This is a genomic window from Kocuria sp. NBRC 114282, from assembly GCF_030268385.1.
In the GTDB taxonomy this organism is placed as follows: Bacteria; Actinomycetota; Actinomycetes; order Actinomycetales; family Micrococcaceae; genus Kocuria; species Kocuria palustris.
Window position 1 is genome coordinate 1 of the sequence record NZ_BSQO01000005.1, and the last position, 19,220, is coordinate 19,220.

Consider the following 19,220-nt stretch of genomic DNA (forward strand, 5'->3'; position numbering starts at 1 on the left):
GCAACCTGAGCGCCAGCTGCTTCTGCTCCCGGCTGAGATGACCGTGCTTGCCCTGCATCCGGATCCTCCTGTGGTCAGTGACTGTCCCATCTCACAGGAGATGTTGCGCTGACCGCTTGAATCCGCCATCTCATTGGCGCGGCGGGCTTCGGCGAGTTCTCGACGCAGCCTGCGATTCTCTTCGCTCAAGGTTTCGCCAGTGGCGGCGGGCGTGGCCTTGCTTGCTGTGATGGCTTGGTTGCACCAGGCGTGCAGGGTCTCGGGGCCGCAGCCCAGCGACTCGGCCACGACTCGGATGGAGGCCGCGCGTGGTCCGCCCTCGGTGGCTTGGCGGTCGAAGACCATCCGCACGGCGCGTTCGCGGAACTCGGGGGTGAACTTCTTGGGCATGATCCGATTCTCCTTCAGGAAGCTCGGAACCAAACCCAGGGCGCTTCAGTTCCGGATGCCACTGACAGACTGGGCAGTCATACTCGCCTGGTTGTGGCTCGCCCCCTCAACAGGTCACAGCTCGTCTCATCCCAGCGCGCCCTCCCGGGATCGGTGGCGGTAAGGTCGACACTGTCGTCATGGGCAAACAATCCAAACGCAAAAGTCGTCGGGACCGCCATGAGGCCCGTGAAACTGGGCTGCGAATTACAGTTGGGGTCGCACCGCACGCTGGCCCCAGTGGTGAAGTTTCACTGCAGCACGAGCTACGTATGGTTCGATCTAGCTTGCTTTATGCAGACCAGATAGAACTCTTAGCCCCGGGCCTCACCTGGGCCTGGACCATGGCACCGCTCCGCAATTTGAAAGGCGAGGATCGCCTCAGACAGTTCTCCGAACTGCCGGCGGACGTTCTACACAGGCTAGGCGTGCCCAACGACCCACAAATTCGACGAGATTTTCGTCGTGAACTGCGAAGCGCCGCTGACAGTGAACCAGATTCAATAACCCGCACTCAAATGGAAGCGCGATTTAGGGGACCGATTAACGATCTATCAAGAATTGTTGAGACGCAGCTAAATCCATCAGACGCCGAAGCATTTGAGGCTGCGATCGACTCCGGTGCGGTCGCACTATTGAATGATGGCTTTGATGATTTCGACATAGACTCAGAGGAACAGTTTGACTGGTTTAGCAGGCGACTCGCGCAGGCTTTGAATTCTCCAGAAACGCAAGTTCTGCTCGACCCCTTTTCCACCGAGCTGATCCGGTCAGGTAACGTCCGTCTAGGCAGCAATGGTCGAACCGAGCCCCAGGCGCGCCGAGCCACGGCAGGGACTGGACTGATCGAGCGATTGCCGGCATTTCCCGACGCCCCTATGACCATGATCCTAGAAGCCCGTGAGCAACTGACTGACAGCCGCCGTGATTACCGCAGGGCAATCAAGTCTTACGCCGCCAAGTTGGACTCTTTGGCCTGGGATGACACTCTTGCCCATGAGCTAGACGAGTTATGGTATGACGAAGTGCAGCCTGCCATCAAAAAAATTCGCACGGACGCATCAGCCACCAGGGTCGCTAGAGAGACAGGCAAGGCTCTCGTGAGTGAGGCGATGCCATCCACCCTTACTCTGGCATCTGTCACGTCAGGAGCCGTGCTAGATATGCTCATACCAGCCTCACTTGGCGGAGCCGGGGTCGCAATTTTTGTAAAAGCCGTCCAGCAGGCCATGAGGGCCAGAGCGGCCCGCGATGCCTACGACTTGGTCTATTTGCTCCACCTCGATAAACAACTTAAATGACGAAGCATTTCCTGTCTCAGGCTACTGGCACGGCCGGACGAGGCGATATTCCCGAGGATGGTCACGCACTCTACGGGACATGAATACTCACACTCGGTTGTCCTCCACGCCCGGAAATCCTAGGCATGTGTGGAAACCGGATCGACACTGGTCAGATGTCGACCCCTTGCCCCCCGATCTCGCCCTGCTGGCAGCAGGGACTGATGCACGAGTAGGTGTCACATGATCTGTGGCGCTCCGCGGCGTTGCAGGGAAGGATGTGCACCATGCCTGCTCCCTATCCCCAGGAGTTCCGTGACGACGTCGTGCGCGTCGCGAGAAACCGCGAACCTGGCCAGAAGCTGTCGATGATCGCGAAGGACTTCGGGATCTCCGAGTCCTGCCTGACGAACTGGATGCGCGAGGCCGATGTCGAAGACGGTGCCCGGCCCGGCAAGACCAGAGAGGAGTCCTCCGAGCTGCGCGATCTGCTCGCCGGAATCGGTTGCTCGAGCAGGAGAACGAAGTCCTGCGCCGCGCGGCCGCCTACCTCTCGCAGGCGAACCTGCCGGGAGAATCCTCTACCCGCTCGTGAGCGAGCTCGCCGGCGATGGCGTCCCTGTCGCGGTGTCCCTGCGGGTCCTGAAGCTCTCCCGCCAGCCCTACTACCGCTGGCGGAAACAGCAGGTCACCGAGTCCGAGCTGGTCGAGGCCTATCGGGCGAACGCTCTGTTCGACGCCCACCGCGATGATCCCGAGTTCGGCTACCGGTTCCTCGCCGGCGAAGCGGAATCCGTTGGCCAGCGCATGTGCGAGCGGACCGCGTGGCGGATCTGCCGAGACAACCAGTGGTGGTCCGTCTTCGGGAAGAAGCGCGGCAAGAATGGGAAGCGCCCCGGTCCGCCAGTCCACGACGATCTCGTCCAGCGCGACTTCTCAGCCGACGACGTTAACGAGCTGTGGCTGACCGACATCACTGAGCACTGGACCGATGAGGGAAAGCTCTACCTCTGCGCCATTAAGGACGTGTTCTCCGGTCGGATAGTCGGCTACTCCATGGATTCCCGGATGAAGGCTCGTCTCGCGGTGAACGCCCTGGACAACGCTGCTTCGCGACGCCGAGGCGCCGCCGGATGCATCGTGAATTCGGACCGAGGATCGCAATTCCGGTCACGGAAGTTCGTGCACACTCTGAACCGTCATCACCTCATCGGATCGATGGGACAGGTCGGTGCGGCCGGGGACAACGCCGCGATGGAGTCCTTCTTCGCCCTGCTCCAGAAGAATGTCCTGGACCGCAAACGCTGGCGGACCCGAGACGAACTGCGGATCGCGATCATCACCTGGATCGAGAGGACCTACCACCGCCGCCGCCGACAGGCCCGCCTCGGCCGATTGACCCCCATCGAATACGAGACCATCATGAACCCGACCGTCAGCCTGGCGGCCTAACCCCAGCTGACACCTACTCGTGCATCAGTCCCAACTCACTACGACCCTCAGTCGCACCAACCGCATGAGACCGCCTCAGAAGGTGAGTGCTCCCGGCCCAACACCTCGGGGCAAGTCAGGTAATCCTCGGGTGTCCACAGCGGTTCATGCGCACAGGGTGCTGGTCTACCGTCGATAATGGTCGAGGGCCTGCCGGCACCTCCCCCCTCCAATACCGGCATGTCCTCGGCCCTACACGCTTCGTGAGGTAGTAGGTAACGGCGCTCCCGTTGTCGCCACCTCAGAAGACCAGGACGAGCCGCCCGCGCACCCCTCCTGCTTCCAGGCGCCGGTGAGCCTGGGGAGCCTGGTCCATCGGGAGCTCCTGGGCTACGCGCAGGCTCAGCAGGCCTTCTTCGGCCTGGCGGCCAAGGGTGTGTAATTTCTCCGAGGCACGGGCATAGTCGACCACCACGATCGGCTGGAACACGATGCCCCGCTCGCCTGGTTGGTCGTATCCGCGCAGGGTGATCACCGTTCCACGGTCCTTGATCGCGGCCGCGATCTCGTTCCCCTGTACGGCACCGTCGATCAGCGCATCCACCCCGGCGGGGTAGTGCTCGCGCACCGCTTGTGCGAAGCCCTCGCCGCGGGGCAGCACCAGGTCCGCTCCCAGGCTCTTGACGAGTTCCTCGTCCTGCGGTGCGGCGTCGGCCACGACCGTCAGCCCGTCGGCCTTAGCCAGCTGCACCGCGTACCCGCCCATGGCCCCGGCTGCACCGGTCACCGCCACCACATCACCGGCGTCCAGGCCCAGCCTGTCCAGGGCCAGTCGCGCGGTCAGCCCGTTCATCGGCAAGGTGGCGGCCTCGGCGAAGCCGGTGTTCGACGGCATGGGCGCCACGGACTCGGCCGGAACCGCCACGCGTTCGGCATAAGCCCCGTGTGAGCCGCGCGGGACGATGATGGCCATGACGCGATCACCGACCCTCAGATCGGTCTGGGTCTCGGGGCCGATCTGTTCGATGACCCCGGCCGCATCCATGCCCAGCACATACGGTCCCCCGGCTGTCCCCGCCCGCCGCTGCCGGGTGCGCCCGGTGAGGTCGGTAGGGTTCACCGCGGCCGCGTGAACACGAATCAAGACCTCGCCCTCGCCGGGAACGGGATCGGGAAGCTCGATCACGTCGAGGACGTCCGGGTCACCGGGGGTATGGAATCCAATTGCCTTCATACCCGTGGCAACACGGCCCCCTAGAGCACTATTCCTGCCACTGACTTCGCCCGATGAATCCCCGCGCCCCTCTGCGCTGCTGTGTGCGATCGACCCCGGTGCTGGCCGTGAACGGTGAACGCACCACGCGGCCACCCGGTGTGGGCGCGGGCCACGGACGGGCCCAAGACACGCCAGTGCCCGGTCTCGAGATGGAGACCGGGCTCCGGCGCGTACTGGGAGGCTAGGGCTTGAGGACGACCTTGATGCAGCCGTCTTCCTTCTTCTGGAACTTCTCGTACATCGCCGGCGCCTGGTCCAGGGGGGCGGTGTGCGTGGTGAGGTCCAGCACGCCCAGCGGGTCGGCGGGGTCATCGACCAGCGGCAGCAGTTCCTCGGTCCACCGCCGCACGTTGCACTGACCCATCCGCAACTGGAGCTGCTTGTCGAACATCGTCATCAACGGCAGCGGGTCCTTCATCCCGCCGTACACCCCGCTGATCGAGATCGTCCCACCGCGCCGCACGGCCCCGATCACGGTCTACCACCACACCGACGTCGGAGCCGCCACGGCATGCGCCGCATTCGCCGCCACCGACATCGCCGTGAACACCCCCAGCGAGGTCCACGACGGCCACACCGCCTCACCCCGCGACCGATGCGCCAGAACCGCCAAGGCGTAGGTCAAGATGGCGCCGTCGATGAAGACCGGAACTGCCCACTGGAGCCCGGGACCGATGCCCGCCCACGCCGCCACGTCATGCAGCGCGCGGAACGAGACCGCGAACGACGTCAGTCCGAGCAGGCCCACCAGACCGACGACCGTCCACTGGACGCCCCGGGTGTCCGGGTCGATTCGAGACGTGCGGGGTGGGGTGGCTGCTACCGTGTCGCTCACCAGCGTTGATCCTCTTAGATCCTGGGTTTCCTGCTGATGAGATGCGCGTCCGGATGCCCCCGGGCGCGCATCGTTTTCTGTGCGCTCAGGCCTCGTCATCGTCAGCGTCCTCCAGGTCCCCGATCACGCCATCCAGGGACTCGATCACGGTCCCCAGGACACGACGCAGCGCCTCCTGCGACTCGCCGTCAAGGTCTTCGACCCCGAGATCGACGATCACGCCGCCGGCTGCCAGCACGGTCCGAGCTGCGGCCATCGTCAGCTGAGACGGCCCCGGATCCTGCGGATCCTCAGTCAAGCGCGGCTCCGCCTTGCGCTGCCTCAGCAGTGCTGCGCAACGGGACTCCGCCCGGACTGGCTCCCGGGTCGATGCAGGCTCCGGATCCAGGACGTCACCGGAGAGCACCTGGTCAGCACCAACCCCAGGCAGGCTCGTCGGATCGACCATCGGGATCCCGAGCCCATCCAGCGACACATCCGCGAACTCAGCAGCGTCCTCCGCCGTCGGAGCGGGCCGCTTGTAGGACTTGCCATCCAGCCCCACCACGTTCGAGTCCCGTTCAGGTGATCCATTTGGATCACCTGAACGAGCCGAGCGATTCACCGTTCCGTAGGACAGGTCCGTCGCCTGCGAGATCGCACGCATGCTCATGCCGGCCTCGCGCATCGACAGCGCGACCTCTTCGCGCTGCTCACGCGGTGGACGCAGCTGGAGCCCACGGAAGTTCGCATCGATCCAGGCGTCCCAGGTCTCGAAGCCCAGGGCCTCCCATACGCGGCCTTCCCAGGCCTGCACGATCAGCGAATGGACATCAGCGAGCCCCTCCGCGATCTGATCCGTCAGTTCTCGTGCATCGGCCTCATTCAGCGGGGTCGTGTTCGTCGTCATGGTCGTGCTCATCGCTGCATCTCCTTGTCTTCTGCCGGCAGCAGATCTCGGAGCGAGACCCCGAGCACCTCCGCCGTCTTCATCAGCTCTGTGACCGTGAAGTCCTTGTGCCCGTTCATGCGCGCCGAGAGGGCTGCATGACCGAGCCCGAGCGCCTCACCGAGCTGCTTCTGAGTCATGTCGCGCAGCGCCAGCCGGGATCGGATCTGGAGCGCGAGCTGCTTCTGCTTTGTCATGCGATCATCGTGCTCGATTTGAGCACCCTATGTCACGATCACTGATCGTGTTTCGAGAACCACGTGTCGCCTTGAGCGCACCTTGACCACGCATCGCGATATGCTTTCGCCATGACTACGACCAACGAGGGCCAGCGCGGCAGCGCCGTCGCCCACCACGTCAGCAATGAAGTCCGCGCATGGCTCGGGCGCAGGCGCCGCACCCAAAGCGACCTCGCTCGTCACATGGGGATCGCCAAGAGCGCGGTCAGCGTCCGGTTGAACGGCAGTAGGGAGTTCTCGATCTCCGAGCTCGTCGAGATCGCGGCCTGGCTCGACATCTCGCTGGCAGACCTACTGGGGCCGGAATTGCTCCAGGCACGGAGAAGCCCCCGCGGCGACATGGTCACCGCAGGGGCTGAGGGGAAGGAGTGGGCCCTGTGGGGATCGAACCCACGACCCATGGATTAAAAGTCCACTGCTCTGCCAGCTGAGCTAAGGGCCCCACCGCCGCCCGGACGTGCGGACGACGCCCACCATCGTAGACCAGGCACCGCATGGGCCTCGGCCGAGAGATCGGCATCCGCCGCCCATCCCGGTACCGTCGTCCCGTGACCTCCCACGACACGCAGCAGCGACACGAGACCGCCCAGAACACCGACGACGACCAGAGCACCGCCTACCAGCTCGACGAGAACGGCGACCCGCTGGGATGGGCCGACACCCAGCGCCCGAGCCCCGAGTGGTCCGAGTCCGAGAAGCTCTTCGGCCCGTCGCCCATCGAGGGCGCCCTGGCCGCCGTGCTGGATGAGGTCCGCGAACTGACCGAGGGCGAGCCGTCGTCGTCGATCCCGGCGCTGGCCAACGCCGATCCGGAGAAGCTGGCCGTCGTGGTCGCCACCGCCGACGGGCACATCTACGAGGCCGGCGACAGCCGCGACTGCTTCTCCATCCAGTCGATCTCCAAGGCCTTCGTCTACGGGCTGGCGATCGAGGACCGCGGCTTCGGGGGCGTGGACGCCAAGATCGATGTGGAGCCCAGCGGCGAGTCCTTCAACCGCATCTCGCTGCATCCGGAGACCAACCGCCCGGCCAACGCCATGATCAATGCCGGGGCGATCACCGCCTCCTGGCTCGTGGACCCGCACCGCGGCACCGCCCGCCGCGAGCGCGTCCGGCAGCTGTTCTCGGCCTTCGCCGGGCGCGAGCTGATGATGGATCCCGACGTCTACTCCCAGGAGCACAAGGAGGGCGACCGCAACCGCGCGCTGGGCTGGATGCTCAGCTCCGTCGGGATCATCGAGGAGGACCCCACCCAGGCGCTGGAGGACTACTTCGCCCAGTGCTCCGTCATGGTCGACACCCGGGACCTGGCGATCATGGGCGCCACCCTGGCCGCCGGCGGGCGCAATCCGTTCACCGACGAGCGCGTCATGGAGCCGGTCACGGTCGAGCGCGTGCTGTCGGTGATGAACTCCTGCGGCATGTACGACGACGCCGGCGAGTGGTTCGTGCGCGTGGGCCTGCCCGGCAAGTCCGGCGTGGGCGGCGGCATCATCGCGGTGGTCCCGGGCCAGCTGGCCGTGGCCACGTTCGCCCCGCCGCTGGATCAGCACGGCAACAGCGTGCGCGGCACGGCCGCCTGCGAGCGCATCTCCCAGGCCATGGACCTGCACTTCGCCCGCGGCCCGCGCCCGTCCAAGCGCACCGTGCGCTCCATCCACTCCTTGGCCGACGCCCGCTCCCTGACCCACCGCGATGAGGACTCCCGCCGGGCCCTGAGCGAGCTGGCCTCGGACGTGGCCGTGATCGAGATCCAGGGCAACCTCCTGTTCCCGGGCACGGAGGAGACGGTGCGCGCCCTGCGCCAGTCGGCGCAGACGGCGAGCTCCGTGATCCTGGACCTGTCCGACGTCGATCAGATCGCCGGCTTCGGCCGCCACCTGATCGCCGTGACCGCCACGGAGCTGTGCGAGGCAGGCCGCGACGTCGCCCTGGTCGTGGGCGACCCCTGGACCGACGACTGGCACGACGCCTGGGACACCGTCTGGGAGGACATCTGGAAGGACGAGCCCGACGACGACCCCGATGGCCCGTCCAACCCCTATACCGACTCGCTGCCTGCCATCTCGGCGGCGCGCAAGATCCGCACCACGACCAAGCCGGAGAACCTCACGGTCTTCGCCACCCGCGAAGAGGCCCTGGCGCACGTGGAGGATCAGCTGATCGAGCAGCTGCGCCGACGCGACGACGACGCCACCGCCTCCGACGAGATGCCCGATCTGGACGCCGAGTCCACCATCGAGGCCGCGCGCTCCACCGACCTGCTGCGCGACACCGACGACGAGATCGCCGAGACGATCTGGTCGCGCGCCCAGGAGCTGCGGGTCCGCGAGGGCGAGCCCGTGCTGGACCTGGAGCCCGGCGAGTCCGCGGTGGTCCTGGTGGTCGAGGGCCTCGTGGAGATGATCCCGCACGGCTCCCACGAGGACGGCTCGGTCGTGCGCCGCATGCGCCCGGGCACCGTCTTCCGCTCCTCAGGCGTCAGCGACGAGCGGCTGAGCGTGCAGGCCGTGGCCGGCACCGACCTGGTGGTGCGCGTGCTCGACGCCCCTGCCCTGCGGGCGCTGGAGCAGGAGGAGCCCGCCGCAGCTCTGGAGCTGTGGCGCTCGATGGCCCGGGCCGCCTCGGATGACCTGGAAACCGCCCTGCGCGCCAACATCGGCTGGGAGCCCGGCGACCACTGGAACGAGACCCCGGTCGAGGACTGAGCTCTGGTCTGCTCGCACGGGGCTTCGGCTGAGCGCTGATCGGACCCGTGCGGCCTGATGCGACCGGCAGCAGCGGTCGTACGCTGGAGGCATGTCTGCTCGTGATCATCACCGCCCGGTGAAGTTCGACCCCGCCCTCTTCGACCAGAGGATCGGCGGGGTCGATCCCGCCGTGCTCGCCGAAGCCGCCCACGTCACCGCTGCGGCCGTGCTGCACCGCGGTCGCGGGCACGAGGATCCCGAGGTCAGGCGCCGGCTCGTCGAGTTCACGGACACCGAGGGCCTCGACGGCCTGGCCGCCCTGTGGTCGGAGGCCCCTCCGGTCAGCCTTCCCGGGGCGCTGTGGCGGCTCTACGCCCTGCGCTCTGCTGTGCAGGCGGATCCGGTGCGCCTGAGCAGGTGGTTCGAGGCCGGGCGCGACACGGCGCAGGTCTCCTACGTGGTGGCCGGGGTGGCCGACCCGCCCCGGGCCGCGGAGATCCGGGAGATGGCCGACGCGATCCTCTCGGGCGCCTGGAACGGCGACTTCGACGTCGCCCTGGAGCGCTTCGCCGCCTTCTGCCGCGTCACAGCGCTCGGCCGCACCCGTCTGGGCGATCCCTGGGCCTCGGACGACGAGACCCGACGCACCACCGAGCGCCTTCCGAGCAGTCCCGCCGCAGGCGAGCTCGCCGTCGAGGCTGCGGCCGCCGAGCTGGACGGCGAGCGGATGGCGCGCCAGGAGATCGCCGGGGCCAAGCGCCTCGAGCGCACCGCTGATGATCTCGAGGCCGCCGCTCGGGCCTGGCGGGCCGGTTCGCTCGACTGAGGCGCTGCCGGACCGAGAGCCCGGCAGCGCCCGACCGGCGATGGGCCCACGCCGGTCGGGCAGTGATCAGGACCCTGTCGTCGGGCTCGGACCCACGACGGGATCGCGCGGAGCCGGCGCGGACCCCGGCCCCGTCGGCGGCTTTGACCCATCACCGGGGGCGGCCCCTACAATGGATGCCAGGTGCCGGGCTGCGGCAGCCCCGGGCTCCATCATTCAGCCGCTTCGAGCGGCCACACGCCGAGAGGCGCTCCCGGTCCGGCACCCCCTAAACCATCGATCGGCCACGAGCCGGTCCCTGACCAGGTCCCGCAGCCGCCCCGCTGCGGGCTCATGCGCTCCATCGACCGAAGGCATGGCTCCATGGCACTGCGTGTCTTCCCCGAGGACAGCGGGGTGCTGCACACCCTGGCGCAGCTCAGCGATCAGGTGCAGGAAGCGGTGCGCTGCTGCTCTGAGATGCTTCCCGCCGAGGGTGATCGCGTGGCCGAGCTGCAGGCTCAGATCAGCAGCATCGGCACCCGGACCGCGGATCTGCACTTCGGGGCCATGACCTCGGCTCGCACCACCTACGCCCTGCCCCTGCCCCGTTCGGACATCTACATCCTCAGCAGCCACCTGGCGGAGGCCTCCGAGCACCTCCAGCTGTGCGTCGAGGCCCTTGCCGTCGACCCGCACCGTCTCTCCCACGGCGCCCACACCACGGAGCAGCTCTCCAGCATCAGCCGCATGGCCTCGCTCTCGCGCACTGCCGTGCTGCGGCTGCGCACGCTCGAGGGGCTCGACGAGTACTGGTTCGACATGCACCGCCTCCGCAAGCAGACCGAGCGGACCTTCCTGGTGCACCGGCAGCAGCTGTTCCGGGAGCTGGAGCCAGCAGAGGCCTTCGAGTCGCTGCAGACCGCCGATCAGCTGCACGAGGCCGCCCGCTCCATGACGGCGCTGGCCCACGAGGTCGGGCGCATCAGCATCTCCGAGGCCTGATCCGTGCTGCTCGCAGCCTCCGCCGCCGTCCTCGTCCTGGCTCTGGCCTTCGCCATCATCAGCTCCGGGCACGACGTCTCCAACGCGATCGCCATGCCCGTGCGCCATCGGGCCCTGACTGCTCGCACGGCGCTAGTGATGGCCGCAGTGCTCAACGTCCTGGGCGTGGCGCTGGTGACCCTGCTGGTGCCCATGCAGCAGGCCACCGAGAACCTGGAGACGCTGCTCCCGGATCCGCGCGCGGGACTGCTGGTGGTCGCCAGCGCGCTCATCGTGAGCATCGCCTGGGCCCTTCTCACCTGGCAGCGCGGCTTGCCCGCCTCCATGGGCGCCACCCTGACCAGCTCCCTGCTCGCAGCCTCCCTGACCGCCGGGGCCCTGGGCCTGACCAGCTATCCCCCGAGCTCGGCCTGGCCCCTGGGCCTTCTGCTCCTGCCCGTGGTCCTGGGCCCGCTGGTCGCCTTCGCCCTGTCCTGGGTACTGCTGATCCCTGTGGTGCACCTGGCCAGTCGGTTCGAGGCCGACCAGGTCACCCTCTCGGCGCGCGTGGTCCTGGCCATCGGCGCCACCGCCATCAACCTCGGCCACGGCGTGATCCACGGACCACGCATGATCGCCCTGGTCACCGCCGTCGCGGGGCTGTCAGGCCTCTCTGCTCTCGAAGCGCCCGAGGCCGCCGTCGCGATCGACGTCGTCGTGGCCCTGTGCCTGGCCGGCGGCAGCCTGCTGGGCGGCTGGCAGATCGCCCGCACGATCTCCTCCCGCATGGTCCGCCCCGATGCCGTGCGCGGGGCCACCGCCCAGGCCGTGGCCGGCGCCCTGCTGCTGCCCGTGGCGCTGGGCTCGGACGTGCAGATGTCCACCTCGCAGACGACCGCCGCCGCCGTGCTCGGCGCAGGCGTGAACCAGCGCTTCCGCTCCACGCACCACGTGGTCGTCGCCCAGGTCATCGGCTGCTGGATCATCACGATCCCCGCCTGCGCCGCCGCCAGCGCCGTGCTGGTCACTGCGGCCTCCCCCCTGCTGAGCCTCTGAAGGGCCCCTGCCTTCCCCGGCTGTCGCCGCTGCGCTTCCTGCCCCCGACGCACGCCGCGGGACCGCTCGATCTGCTCCCGGGCACGCCGTCCGAGCACGACAGCGCCCCCGCTCGGATCCATCCGAGCGGGGGCGCTGAGTGGCGCTGAGGAGCCTGCGCGGGCAGGCCCTGCCGATCAGCCGAAGCGACCGGAGACGTAGTCCTCGGTGGCCTGCTGCTGCGGGTTCTGGAAGATGTTCGTGGTGTCGTTGTACTCCACGAGCTTGCCGGGCTTGCCGGTGGCCTCCAGGTTGAAGAAGGCGGTGCGGTCGGCCACGCGCTGGGCCTGCTGCATGTTGTGGGTCACGATCACGACCGTGAAGTCCTTCTTGAGGTCGTGGATCAGGTCCTCGATCGCGATGGTCGAGATCGGGTCCAGGGCCGAGCAGGGCTCGTCCATCAGGATGATCTCGGGCTTCACGGCGATCGCGCGGGCGATGCACAGACGCTGCTGCTGGCCGCCGGACAGGCCCGAGCCCGGGCGGTCCAGACGGTCCTTGACCTCGTTCCAGAGGTTGGAGCCGCGCAGGGACGACTCCACGAGCTCGTCGGCGTCCTTCTTGGAGATGGCCTTGTTGTTCAGCTTCACGCCGGCCAGCACGTTGTCGCGGATGGACATGGTGGGGAACGGGTTCGGGCGCTGGAAGACCATCCCGATCGTGGAGCGGACGGTCACCGGATCGACGCCGCGGCCGTACACGTCCTCGCCGTCGATCAGGACCTTGCCCGTGGTGTAGGCGCCGGGGATGACCTCGTGCATGCGGTTCAGGGAGCGCAGCACCGTGGACTTGCCGCAGCCGGACGGGCCGATGAAGGCCGTCACGGTGTTGGGATCGATATCGATGTTCACGCCCTCGACGGCGCGGAAATCTCCGTAGAAGACATCGAGGTTCTCGACGTCGATTCGCTTCGACATGTGGTTCAGAGCTTCTTTCTCAGTCGGCGGAGGGTTCAGCGACCAGCGGTCTTGGGTGCGAAGGCGTTGGCGATCAGTCGTGCCGCCAGGTTCAGCAGCATGACGAAGACGATCAGCACGAGCGCGGCGGCCCACGCGCGATCCGTGGACGGATCCGGCGTGGTCGGCGAGATCGGGCGCATCAGCTGCTGGTAGATGAAGGTCGGCAGCGAGGACATCCAGTCGTGAAACGGATTCGCGTTCATGGAGTCCAGGAAGCCGATCGTCACCATCAGCGGTGCCGTCTCACCGATCACTCGCGCGATGGCCAGCGTGACGCCGGCGGCGATGCCCGAGATCGCGGTGGGGATGACCACCTTCAGAATCGTACGCCACTTGCGCACTCCCAGGGCATATGAGGCTTCTCTCAGCTCATTGGGCACGACCTTCAGCATCTCCTCCGTGGACTTCACCACGGTGGGGATCATCAGCACGGTCAGCGCGACCGCGCCGACGATGCCCATGCGCACGCCCTGCTGACCCAGGATGATCGTGAAGAGGGCCGAGGCGAACAGGCCGGCGACGATCGACGGGATGCCGGTCATGACGTCCACCAGGAAGGTGATGACCTTCGACAGGGTGTTGCCGTTGGAGTACTCGACCTGGTAGACGGCCGTCAGCAGGCCGATCGGGACCGAGATGATCGTGGCGCACAGCGTCACGATCACGCTGCCCACGATGGCGTGCAGGATGCCGCCCTGGACGCCCGTGCCGTTCTCGACGCTCTGCTGATCGTCGATGGCGGTCACGCTGGACATGGTGGTGGTCAGCAGCTCCGGCGACAGCGTGGGGATGCCGCGGAAGAGCACGGTCCAGATCACCGAGATCAGCGGGATGACCGCCACGATGAAGGCGCCGTAGACCAGATAGGTCAGGGCCGCGTTCTTGCCCTGACGGGAGCCCTCGATCGAGGTGACCGCGATCGGAGCGGCGATCAGGAAGATCACGGCCGCGAACACGGCCCACAGTGCGACGCTGAAGCTCACGAGGGCGGCCAGGGCGGCTCCGACGACGATCGAGCCGACGAGGATGGCCGGGATCAGCCACTTGGGGCGCTGACCCGACGTGAGCGAGTTCTGATTCTTGGGGCTCCGGGTCTGGGAGCGCTGCTCAGTGGTGTTGGTCGACATCAGTTTGCCCCCGAGAATTCCTTGTAGCGGGCGGTGATCGCGCGTGCTGCGAGGTTCACGATCAGCGTGATGATGAAGAGCACGAAGCCGGCGGCGATGAGCTCGGTGAACCGGTTGCCGAAGGCCTCCGGGTAGTTCAACGCGATCTCCGCGGCGATGGTGTTGTTGCCCGTGCGGATCAGCGACCACTGCAGGCCGCCGGTGGAGAGCACCAGCGCCACGGCCATGGTCTCGCCGAGTGCACGGCCCAGGGCCAGCATGACGGAGGAGACGATGCCCGCCCGGGCGAACGGCATGACGGCCTGGCCGATCATCTCGAGTCGGGTGGCGCCGAGGGCCAGCGAGGCCTCCTCGTGCAGCTTGGGCGTCTGGACGAACAGCTCGCGGGACATGGCGGTGATGATCGGCAGGATCATGATCGCCAGCACCACACCCGCGGTGAGCATGGTGCGCCCGGTGTTCGAGGCCGGCCCCTCGAGCAGCGGGATCCACCCGAAGTTCTCGGCGAGCCAGTTGTAGAACGGCACCAGCGCCGGAGCCAGCACCGTCATGCCCCAGGCGCCGTAGACGACCGAGGGGATGGCCGCGAGCAGGTCGATCACGTAGCCGACCGGCTTGGCGACCTTGGGCGGGGCGAAGTGTGAGATGTACAGAGCCACGAGGATGCCCAGCGGGGTTGCGATCAGCAGCGCGATCACGGCCGCCATCAGGGTGCCCAGGACGATCGGGTAGACGTAGGCGAAGAACCCCTCGCCGCCGGTGATGGCGGAGCCCGGGATCGTCAGGATGTCGGCGGACTTCCAGCCGAGGAAGGTGAAGACCGCAAGCAGGATCACGAAGATCAGGATGCCTGCGGCCAGGCTCAGACCGGAGAAGAGCTGGTCGCCGAAGCGGCCGCCCTTCGAGCCGGAATCGAAGGGCCGGGAGCCCTCCGGCTTCTGCTCCGGCCGCCTCTTCTCAGAGACATTGGTGGACATTCTCGACCCCTTCGGGTGTAGATGCTTTCGTCGGCGGGCCGTCGGGCCGCTCGTGGTTGCGCGGCCAGCGGCCACAGCGACGGGCCCGCCCGTGCCCGGGATCTCTCCTCAGGGAGGCCCGGGCGGGCCCGTCGCGGGGCGCGCATGCCGACTGGGTCGGCCTGCGCGCAGCGGATCAGCCGGCAGCGGTGATCTGGTCGATCGCGTCGTGCGCCTCCTGGCGCATCTCCTCGCTCAGCGGAGCGGAGTGCGCGGCGTCGGCGGAGGCCTGCTGGCCCTCCTCCGAGACCACGTACTGGCCGAAGGCCTTGGCCGCGTCGGCGGTGTCCTGATCCTGGTACTCGTTGCAGTAGATGTGGTACGAGACCAGGATGATCGGGTAGGCCCCGTCGGCCTCGGTGTCGCGGTCGAGCTCGAGCGCCATGTTGTTCTCGGCGCCGCCCTCGACGCGCTGGGAGGCGTCGACGGCCGCAGCGGCAGCGTCGGGGCTGTACTCGACGTAGTCTTCGCCCACGCCCACGGCCACGGTGCCCAGATCGCCGATGGCGGAGGCATCGGCGTAGGTGATGGCGCCGTCCGTGTCAGAGGCGGTGGAGACCACGCCGGAGGTGCCCTGGGAGTTCTCCTGGCCGGAGATCGGCCAGGACTCGGAGGCCTCGTCCGACCAGGCCTCGGGGGCGGCCGCGTGCAGGTAGTCGGTGAAGTTCTCGGTGGTGCCGGACTCATCCGAGCGGTGCACCACGGTGATGTTCGTATCCGGCAGATCGGCATCCGGGTTCTGCTGGGCGATGGCCGGATCGTTCCAGGTGGTGATCTCGCCGGAGAAGATGCCCGCGATGGTCTCGGCGTCGAGGTTCAGGGAGTCGATGCCCTCGAGGTTGAAGCCGACCGCGATCGGGGAGATGTAGGCGGGGACGTTGAACGCGCCCTTGTCGCCGCACTGCTCCTTGGAGGACTCGAACTCCTCCTCGTCCATGGCGGCATCCGAGCCGGCGAAGCTCGCGCCGCCGGCCAGGAAGGCCTCGCGGCCGGCGCCGGAGCCATCCGGCGAGTAGCGGACCTCGACGGCCGGATCCAGCTCGCCGGCGCCATCCGACCAGGCGTTCATGGCCGCCTCCTGCGAGGACGCGCCCGCGCCCTGCAGCGTGGTCGTGCCGCCGCCGCCGCCGCCGCAAGCGGTCAGTGCGATAACGCCGATGGAGAGAATCGCGGCGCTCTGGCCGATGCGAGAAGCCTTCACGTGGTGCCCCTGTTCCTGTGGTTCTGCTGAAGCTGACGTGCCGGTGAGGTCCGGCGGCGCTGGACGAAGGCCCCGAATTCCCGGCCAAGCCCACCCAACGCTCACCGACTCTAGGATCGGCACGTAGCCGGACTCCGCTCAGGCCGTGAACGGAAGGTGAACTTCCCCGACCCTTCGGCGGTCTTTATGTATTGCTGAGCACATATTTTTTGATGGCGTGAGCGTCGTCATGCGGACCGCAAGCTCCCGAGCGGCCAGCATCGAGGCACCCTCGGTGCCACCGGCGAGGGGGCCAGATGCACCTAGGATGGCTCGCATGAGCGAAGCCGAGCAGAGTCCCGGGCTGGTGCACCGCGCCGGCAGGGAGTTCAGCGAGCGCGCCCGCGCCGGCGGGGCTCGCCTGCGCGGCGACATCCTGCAGGCCCTGCAGCTCACGGTCGCCGCGATCGGCGCCTTCGTCTTCGCCGAGAACGTGCTCGGGCACACGGGGCCGATCTTCGCGGCCACGGCGGCCACCGTGGCCCTCGGCTTCTCCAAGGGCGGGCAGCGCTACCGGCGCGTGCTCGAGGTCGCCATCGGCTGCACGCTCGGCATCGCGCTGGCCGAGGTGCTGATCCACTTCATCGGCGTCGGGACGTGGCAGGGCGGCGTCGTCATGCTGGTGTCCATCCTGCTGGCCCGGTTCCTGGACAGCGGCGTCCTGTTCACCACGCAGATGGCCCTGCAGTCGCTGCTGGTCGTCATGCTGCCGCCGTCGTCCGACGGCGCGTTCGCCCGCTCGACCGATGCCATGGTGGGCGGGGTCTTCGCCCTGCTCATGGCCTACCTGGTCCCCTCAGACCCCCGCCGCCAGCCGCGTGTGCACGTGCGCCGGCTGACCGATGAGCTCTCCGCCGTGCTGCGCGAGGCCGCCCAGGCCATCACCGAGGACGACTCCACGGCCGCATGGCACTGCCTGGTGCGCGCCCGGCGCACCCAGTCCGAGATCGATTCCGTGAAGACCGCGCTGCAGGCCTCCCAGGAGATCGCCGCGGCAGCGCCCGTGCATCGGCGCCACCGCTCGGAGATCGAGCAGATCGCGATCTCGGCGCACTACCTGGACCTGGCCGCGCGCGACAGCCGGGTGCTGGTGCGCCGGGTGGCCGGGGTCATCAACCACGTCACCCTGGCACCGGCTGCCATCGAGTCGATCTCCGAATGCCTCACGGACATGGCGGATTCGACCGACACCGTGGGCAGGGCCCTGGCCGTCCCTCAGCGGGAGTCGCGCGAATCGTTCCTGCGCCAGGCGCGCAACGAGCTGATCACCGTGGCCGAGCGCCTGAACCCCCAGGACATGGGCGTGCAGACCCTCGAGGGCCAGACCCTTGTGCTGCTCATGCGGCCGCTGGCGGTGGACCTCCTCGAGGCCACCAACATGGACCACGAGGACGCCATCGCCCACCTGCCGGCCCTCGACGACTGGGACCGCATGTGAGCACCCGCTGTGCTGTCGGACCCGGTTCCTAGCGTGTGAGCCATGAGGTCGACGGCATGAGCACCAGGTCCAAGCGCAGCTCCTCGGGATACCGCTGCACGGAATGCGGGTGGAGCACCGTCAAGTGGGTGGGCCGCTGCGCCGAATGCCAGGCCTGGGGGACCATGGAGGAGGTCGGCGAGCACAGGGCCCGCACCACCCCGGCCCGCTCGATCGCCGATCCCGCCAAGCCCATCGCCCAGGTGGACGCCACCCAGGCCACCAGCGTCCCCACCGGCGTCGGAGAGCTCGATCGCGTCCTGGGCGGCGGGCTCGTGCCCGGCGCGGTGATCCTGCTGGCCGGGGAGCCGGGCGTCGGCAAGTCCACCCTCCTGCTGGACGTCGCGGCTCGCGTGGCCCAGGGCACCGCACCGCGCGGTCCGCGCTCGGTCCTGTACATCACGGGAGAGGAATCCGCGGCCCAGGTGAAGCTGCGCGCCGACCGCGTGGGCGCGCTGGCCGATTCCCTCTACCTCACCTCGGAGACGGATCTGTCCACCGCACTGGGACAGGTGGAGGCCCTGTCGCCGGAGGTCCTGGTCGTGGACTCCGTCCAGACCCTGGCCAGCGCCGAGGTCGACGGCTCCGCCGGCGGCGTGACCCAGGTGCGGGAGGTCGCCGCCTCCCTGATCGCCGCGGCCAAGTCGCGGGGCATGACCGTGCTGCTCGTGGGGCACGTGACCAAGGAGGGGACCATCGCCGGGCCCAGGCTGCTCGAGCACCTGGTGGACGTCGTCTGCCAGTTCGAGGGCCAGAAGCACTCGAGCATCCGGCTGCTGCGCGCCGTCAAGAACCGCTACGGCCCCACCGACGACGTCGGCTGCTTCGAGCTCGTGGACAGCGGGATCCGCTCGGTCTCGGATCCCTCAGGGCTGTTCGTCTCGCGCACCGCGCATCCGGTGTCCGGGACCTGCCTCACCGTGACCATGGAGGGGAGGCGCCCGCTGCTGGCGGAGGTGCAGGCCCTGCTGGATCAGTCCTCGACCGCCCAGCCGCGCCGTGCCACCTCCGGACTGGACGGCTCGCGGGTGGCCATGCTGCTGGCCGTCCTGCAGCGCCGCGCGGGGGTGGGTCTGGCCTCCATGGACGCCTACGTCTCGACCGTCGGCGGGGTGCGCCTCAGCGAGCCCGCCGCCGACCTGGCCACTGCGCTGGCCCTGGCCTCGGCCGCGCAGGACAAGCCCCTGCCCCAGCGCCTGGTGTGCTTCGGGGAGGTCGGGCTGGCCGGAGAGGTCCGGCCCGTTCCGGGGATCGAGCAGCGCATCCGGGAAGTGGCCAGGCTGGGCTTCACCCACGCCGTGGTCCCGGCCAGCCCGCAGGGGCTCAGCAGCATCCCCGACGGCTTCCGCGTCCGCGAGGTCACCAGCCTGGTGGAGGCCCTGCAGATCTTCTTCCCGCCGTCCTGACCT

The 19,220-nt window shown here is 68.1% G+C and carries 17 protein-coding genes, 1 tRNA gene and 2 pseudogenes; 9 read left to right on the plus strand and 11 right to left on the minus strand.

The features are described 5' to 3' along the window. Positions 1 to 390: transposase (locus QSJ40_RS09395; RefSeq protein ID WP_285730491.1), on the minus strand; the 390-nt coding region annotated here is incomplete at its 3' end. Positions 391 to 569: 179 nt separating this feature from the next. On the opposite strand from QSJ40_RS09395, the gene QSJ40_RS09400 reads away from it, so the two are divergent. Further along, entirely contained in the window at positions 570 to 1,730 is a 1,161-nt protein-coding gene (locus QSJ40_RS09400; RefSeq protein WP_285730493.1) for a hypothetical protein, read from the plus strand. Between the two features lie 266 nt (positions 1,731 to 1,996). After that, positions 1,997 to 3,161 (plus strand): annotated as a pseudogene (locus QSJ40_RS09405) (IS3 family transposase). 280 nt (positions 3,162 to 3,441) lie between these two features. Here QSJ40_RS09405 and QSJ40_RS09410 read toward each other — a convergent pair. The 5 genes and pseudogenes from QSJ40_RS09410 to QSJ40_RS09430 form a co-directional block, all read right to left on the minus strand. After that, on the minus strand, positions 3,442 to 4,326 hold the full coding sequence (locus tag QSJ40_RS09410; protein WP_278857666.1) for an NADP-dependent oxidoreductase: 885 nt from the start codon (positions 4,324 to 4,326) through the stop codon (positions 3,442 to 3,444). Between the two features lie 271 nt (positions 4,327 to 4,597). Further along, positions 4,598 to 4,894, minus strand: a pseudogene (locus QSJ40_RS09415) (glutathione-dependent formaldehyde dehydrogenase); the annotation flags it as partial. Continuing rightward, positions 4,895 to 5,251 carry a DUF2637 domain-containing protein gene (locus tag QSJ40_RS09420; protein WP_171004187.1) on the minus strand — a complete coding sequence of 119 codons (357 nt, stop codon included), beginning with the start codon at positions 5,249 to 5,251 and terminating at the stop codon, positions 4,895 to 4,897. It lies immediately after the preceding pseudogene. Between the two features lie 85 nt (positions 5,252 to 5,336). Next, positions 5,337 to 6,152, minus strand: coding sequence for a hypothetical protein (locus tag QSJ40_RS09425; protein WP_285730495.1), 816 nt, complete (start codon positions 6,150 to 6,152; stop codon positions 5,337 to 5,339). Next, positions 6,149 to 6,376 carry a helix-turn-helix domain-containing protein gene (locus tag QSJ40_RS09430; protein ID WP_285730497.1) on the minus strand — a complete coding sequence of 76 codons (228 nt, stop codon included), beginning with the start codon at positions 6,374 to 6,376 and terminating at the stop codon, positions 6,149 to 6,151. The genes QSJ40_RS09425 and QSJ40_RS09430 overlap by 4 nt, the downstream gene beginning before the upstream one ends. Positions 6,377 to 6,601: 225 nt before the next feature. On the opposite strand from QSJ40_RS09430, the gene QSJ40_RS12810 reads away from it, so the two are divergent. Beyond that, positions 6,602 to 6,826, plus strand: coding sequence for a hypothetical protein (locus tag QSJ40_RS12810; RefSeq protein WP_352156441.1), 225 nt, complete (start codon positions 6,602 to 6,604; stop codon positions 6,824 to 6,826). On the opposite strand, the gene QSJ40_RS09435 is transcribed toward QSJ40_RS12810, so the two are convergent. Further along, positions 6,788 to 6,860, minus strand: a tRNA-Lys gene (locus QSJ40_RS09435). The genes QSJ40_RS12810 and QSJ40_RS09435 overlap by 39 nt on opposite strands. 106 nt (positions 6,861 to 6,966) lie before the next feature. Between QSJ40_RS09435 and glsA the strand changes: the two genes are divergently transcribed. The 4 genes from glsA (at position 6,967) to QSJ40_RS09455 (ending at position 11,953) form a co-directional block, all read left to right on the plus strand. Then, positions 6,967 to 9,126, plus strand: a complete 2,160-nt coding sequence (gene glsA / locus QSJ40_RS09440; RefSeq protein ID WP_285730500.1) for a glutaminase A — start codon at positions 6,967 to 6,969, stop codon at positions 9,124 to 9,126. A gap of 91 nt (positions 9,127 to 9,217) precedes the next feature. After that, the gene (locus QSJ40_RS09445; protein WP_006213574.1) at positions 9,218 to 9,934 is read left to right on the plus strand and encodes a hypothetical protein; all 717 of its coding nucleotides are present in this window, start codon (positions 9,218 to 9,220) and stop codon (positions 9,932 to 9,934) included. 363 nt (positions 9,935 to 10,297) lie between these two features. Further along, positions 10,298 to 10,918, plus strand: a complete 621-nt coding sequence (locus QSJ40_RS09450; protein ID WP_040560387.1) for a hypothetical protein — start codon at positions 10,298 to 10,300, stop codon at positions 10,916 to 10,918. Between the two features lie 3 nt (positions 10,919 to 10,921). Beyond that, the gene (locus QSJ40_RS09455) at positions 10,922 to 11,953 is read left to right on the plus strand and encodes an inorganic phosphate transporter (protein ID WP_285730504.1); all 1,032 of its coding nucleotides are present in this window, start codon (positions 10,922 to 10,924) and stop codon (positions 11,951 to 11,953) included. Between the two features lie 176 nt (positions 11,954 to 12,129). On the opposite strand, the gene pstB is transcribed toward QSJ40_RS09455, so the two are convergent. From pstB to pstS, 4 genes are all read right to left on the minus strand, one after another. Next, positions 12,130 to 12,909, minus strand: coding sequence for a phosphate ABC transporter ATP-binding protein PstB (pstB, locus tag QSJ40_RS09460; RefSeq protein ID WP_053446833.1), 780 nt, complete (start codon positions 12,907 to 12,909; stop codon positions 12,130 to 12,132). Between the two features lie 35 nt (positions 12,910 to 12,944). Beyond that, a complete protein-coding gene (gene pstA, locus QSJ40_RS09465; RefSeq protein ID WP_285730509.1) occupies positions 12,945 to 14,078 on the minus strand; it encodes a phosphate ABC transporter permease PstA in 1,134 nt (377 codons plus the stop codon). Further along, on the minus strand, positions 14,078 to 15,055 hold the full coding sequence (pstC, locus tag QSJ40_RS09470) for a phosphate ABC transporter permease subunit PstC (RefSeq protein WP_285730510.1): 978 nt from the start codon (positions 15,053 to 15,055) through the stop codon (positions 14,078 to 14,080). Before pstC ends, pstA begins: the two co-directional genes overlap by 1 nt. Positions 15,056 to 15,230: 175 nt before the next feature. Then, positions 15,231 to 16,295 carry a phosphate ABC transporter substrate-binding protein PstS gene (gene pstS, locus QSJ40_RS09475; protein ID WP_285730512.1) on the minus strand — a complete coding sequence of 355 codons (1,065 nt, stop codon included), beginning with the start codon at positions 16,293 to 16,295 and terminating at the stop codon, positions 15,231 to 15,233. Between the two features lie 316 nt (positions 16,296 to 16,611). Here pstS and QSJ40_RS09480 point away from each other — a divergent pair, with 316 nt between their 5' ends. Together QSJ40_RS09480 and radA are read left to right on the plus strand one after the other, a co-directional pair. After that, positions 16,612 to 17,772 (plus strand): FUSC family protein, encoded by a 1,161-nt coding sequence (locus QSJ40_RS09480; protein ID WP_285730514.1) that lies wholly within the window; start codon positions 16,612 to 16,614, stop codon positions 17,770 to 17,772. A 56-nt stretch (positions 17,773 to 17,828) separates the two neighbouring features. Further along, on the plus strand, positions 17,829 to 19,217 hold the full coding sequence (gene radA / locus QSJ40_RS09485; protein WP_285730517.1) for a DNA repair protein RadA: 1,389 nt from the start codon (positions 17,829 to 17,831) through the stop codon (positions 19,215 to 19,217). Positions 19,218 to 19,220: the final 3 nt, after the last annotated feature.

What these genes read in the sequence shown, in the direction of transcription:
- QSJ40_RS09400 (WP_285730493.1), top strand. Translation starts at nt 570, where the DNA reads ATGGGCAAACAATCCAAACGCAAAAGTCGTCGGGACCGCCATGAGGCC.
- QSJ40_RS09425 (WP_285730495.1), bottom strand. Translation starts at nt 6,152, where the DNA reads ATGAGCACGACCATGACGACGAACACGACCCCGCTGAATGAGGCCGAT.
- QSJ40_RS09430 (WP_285730497.1), bottom strand. Translation starts at nt 6,376, where the DNA reads ATGACAAAGCAGAAGCAGCTCGCGCTCCAGATCCGATCCCGGCTGGCG.
- QSJ40_RS12810 (WP_352156441.1), top strand. Translation starts at nt 6,602, where the DNA reads ATGGGGATCGCCAAGAGCGCGGTCAGCGTCCGGTTGAACGGCAGTAGG.
- QSJ40_RS09445 (WP_006213574.1), top strand. Translation starts at nt 9,218, where the DNA reads ATGTCTGCTCGTGATCATCACCGCCCGGTGAAGTTCGACCCCGCCCTC.
- QSJ40_RS09450 (WP_040560387.1), top strand. Translation starts at nt 10,298, where the DNA reads ATGGCACTGCGTGTCTTCCCCGAGGACAGCGGGGTGCTGCACACCCTG.
- pstB (WP_053446833.1), bottom strand. Translation starts at nt 12,909, where the DNA reads ATGTCGAAGCGAATCGACGTCGAGAACCTCGATGTCTTCTACGGAGAT.
- pstA (WP_285730509.1), bottom strand. Translation starts at nt 14,078, where the DNA reads ATGTCGACCAACACCACTGAGCAGCGCTCCCAGACCCGGAGCCCCAAG.
- pstC (WP_285730510.1), bottom strand. Translation starts at nt 15,055, where the DNA reads ATGTCCACCAATGTCTCTGAGAAGAGGCGGCCGGAGCAGAAGCCGGAG.
- QSJ40_RS09480 (WP_285730514.1), top strand. Translation starts at nt 16,612, where the DNA reads ATGAGCGAAGCCGAGCAGAGTCCCGGGCTGGTGCACCGCGCCGGCAGG.
- radA (WP_285730517.1), top strand. Translation starts at nt 17,829, where the DNA reads ATGAGCACCAGGTCCAAGCGCAGCTCCTCGGGATACCGCTGCACGGAA.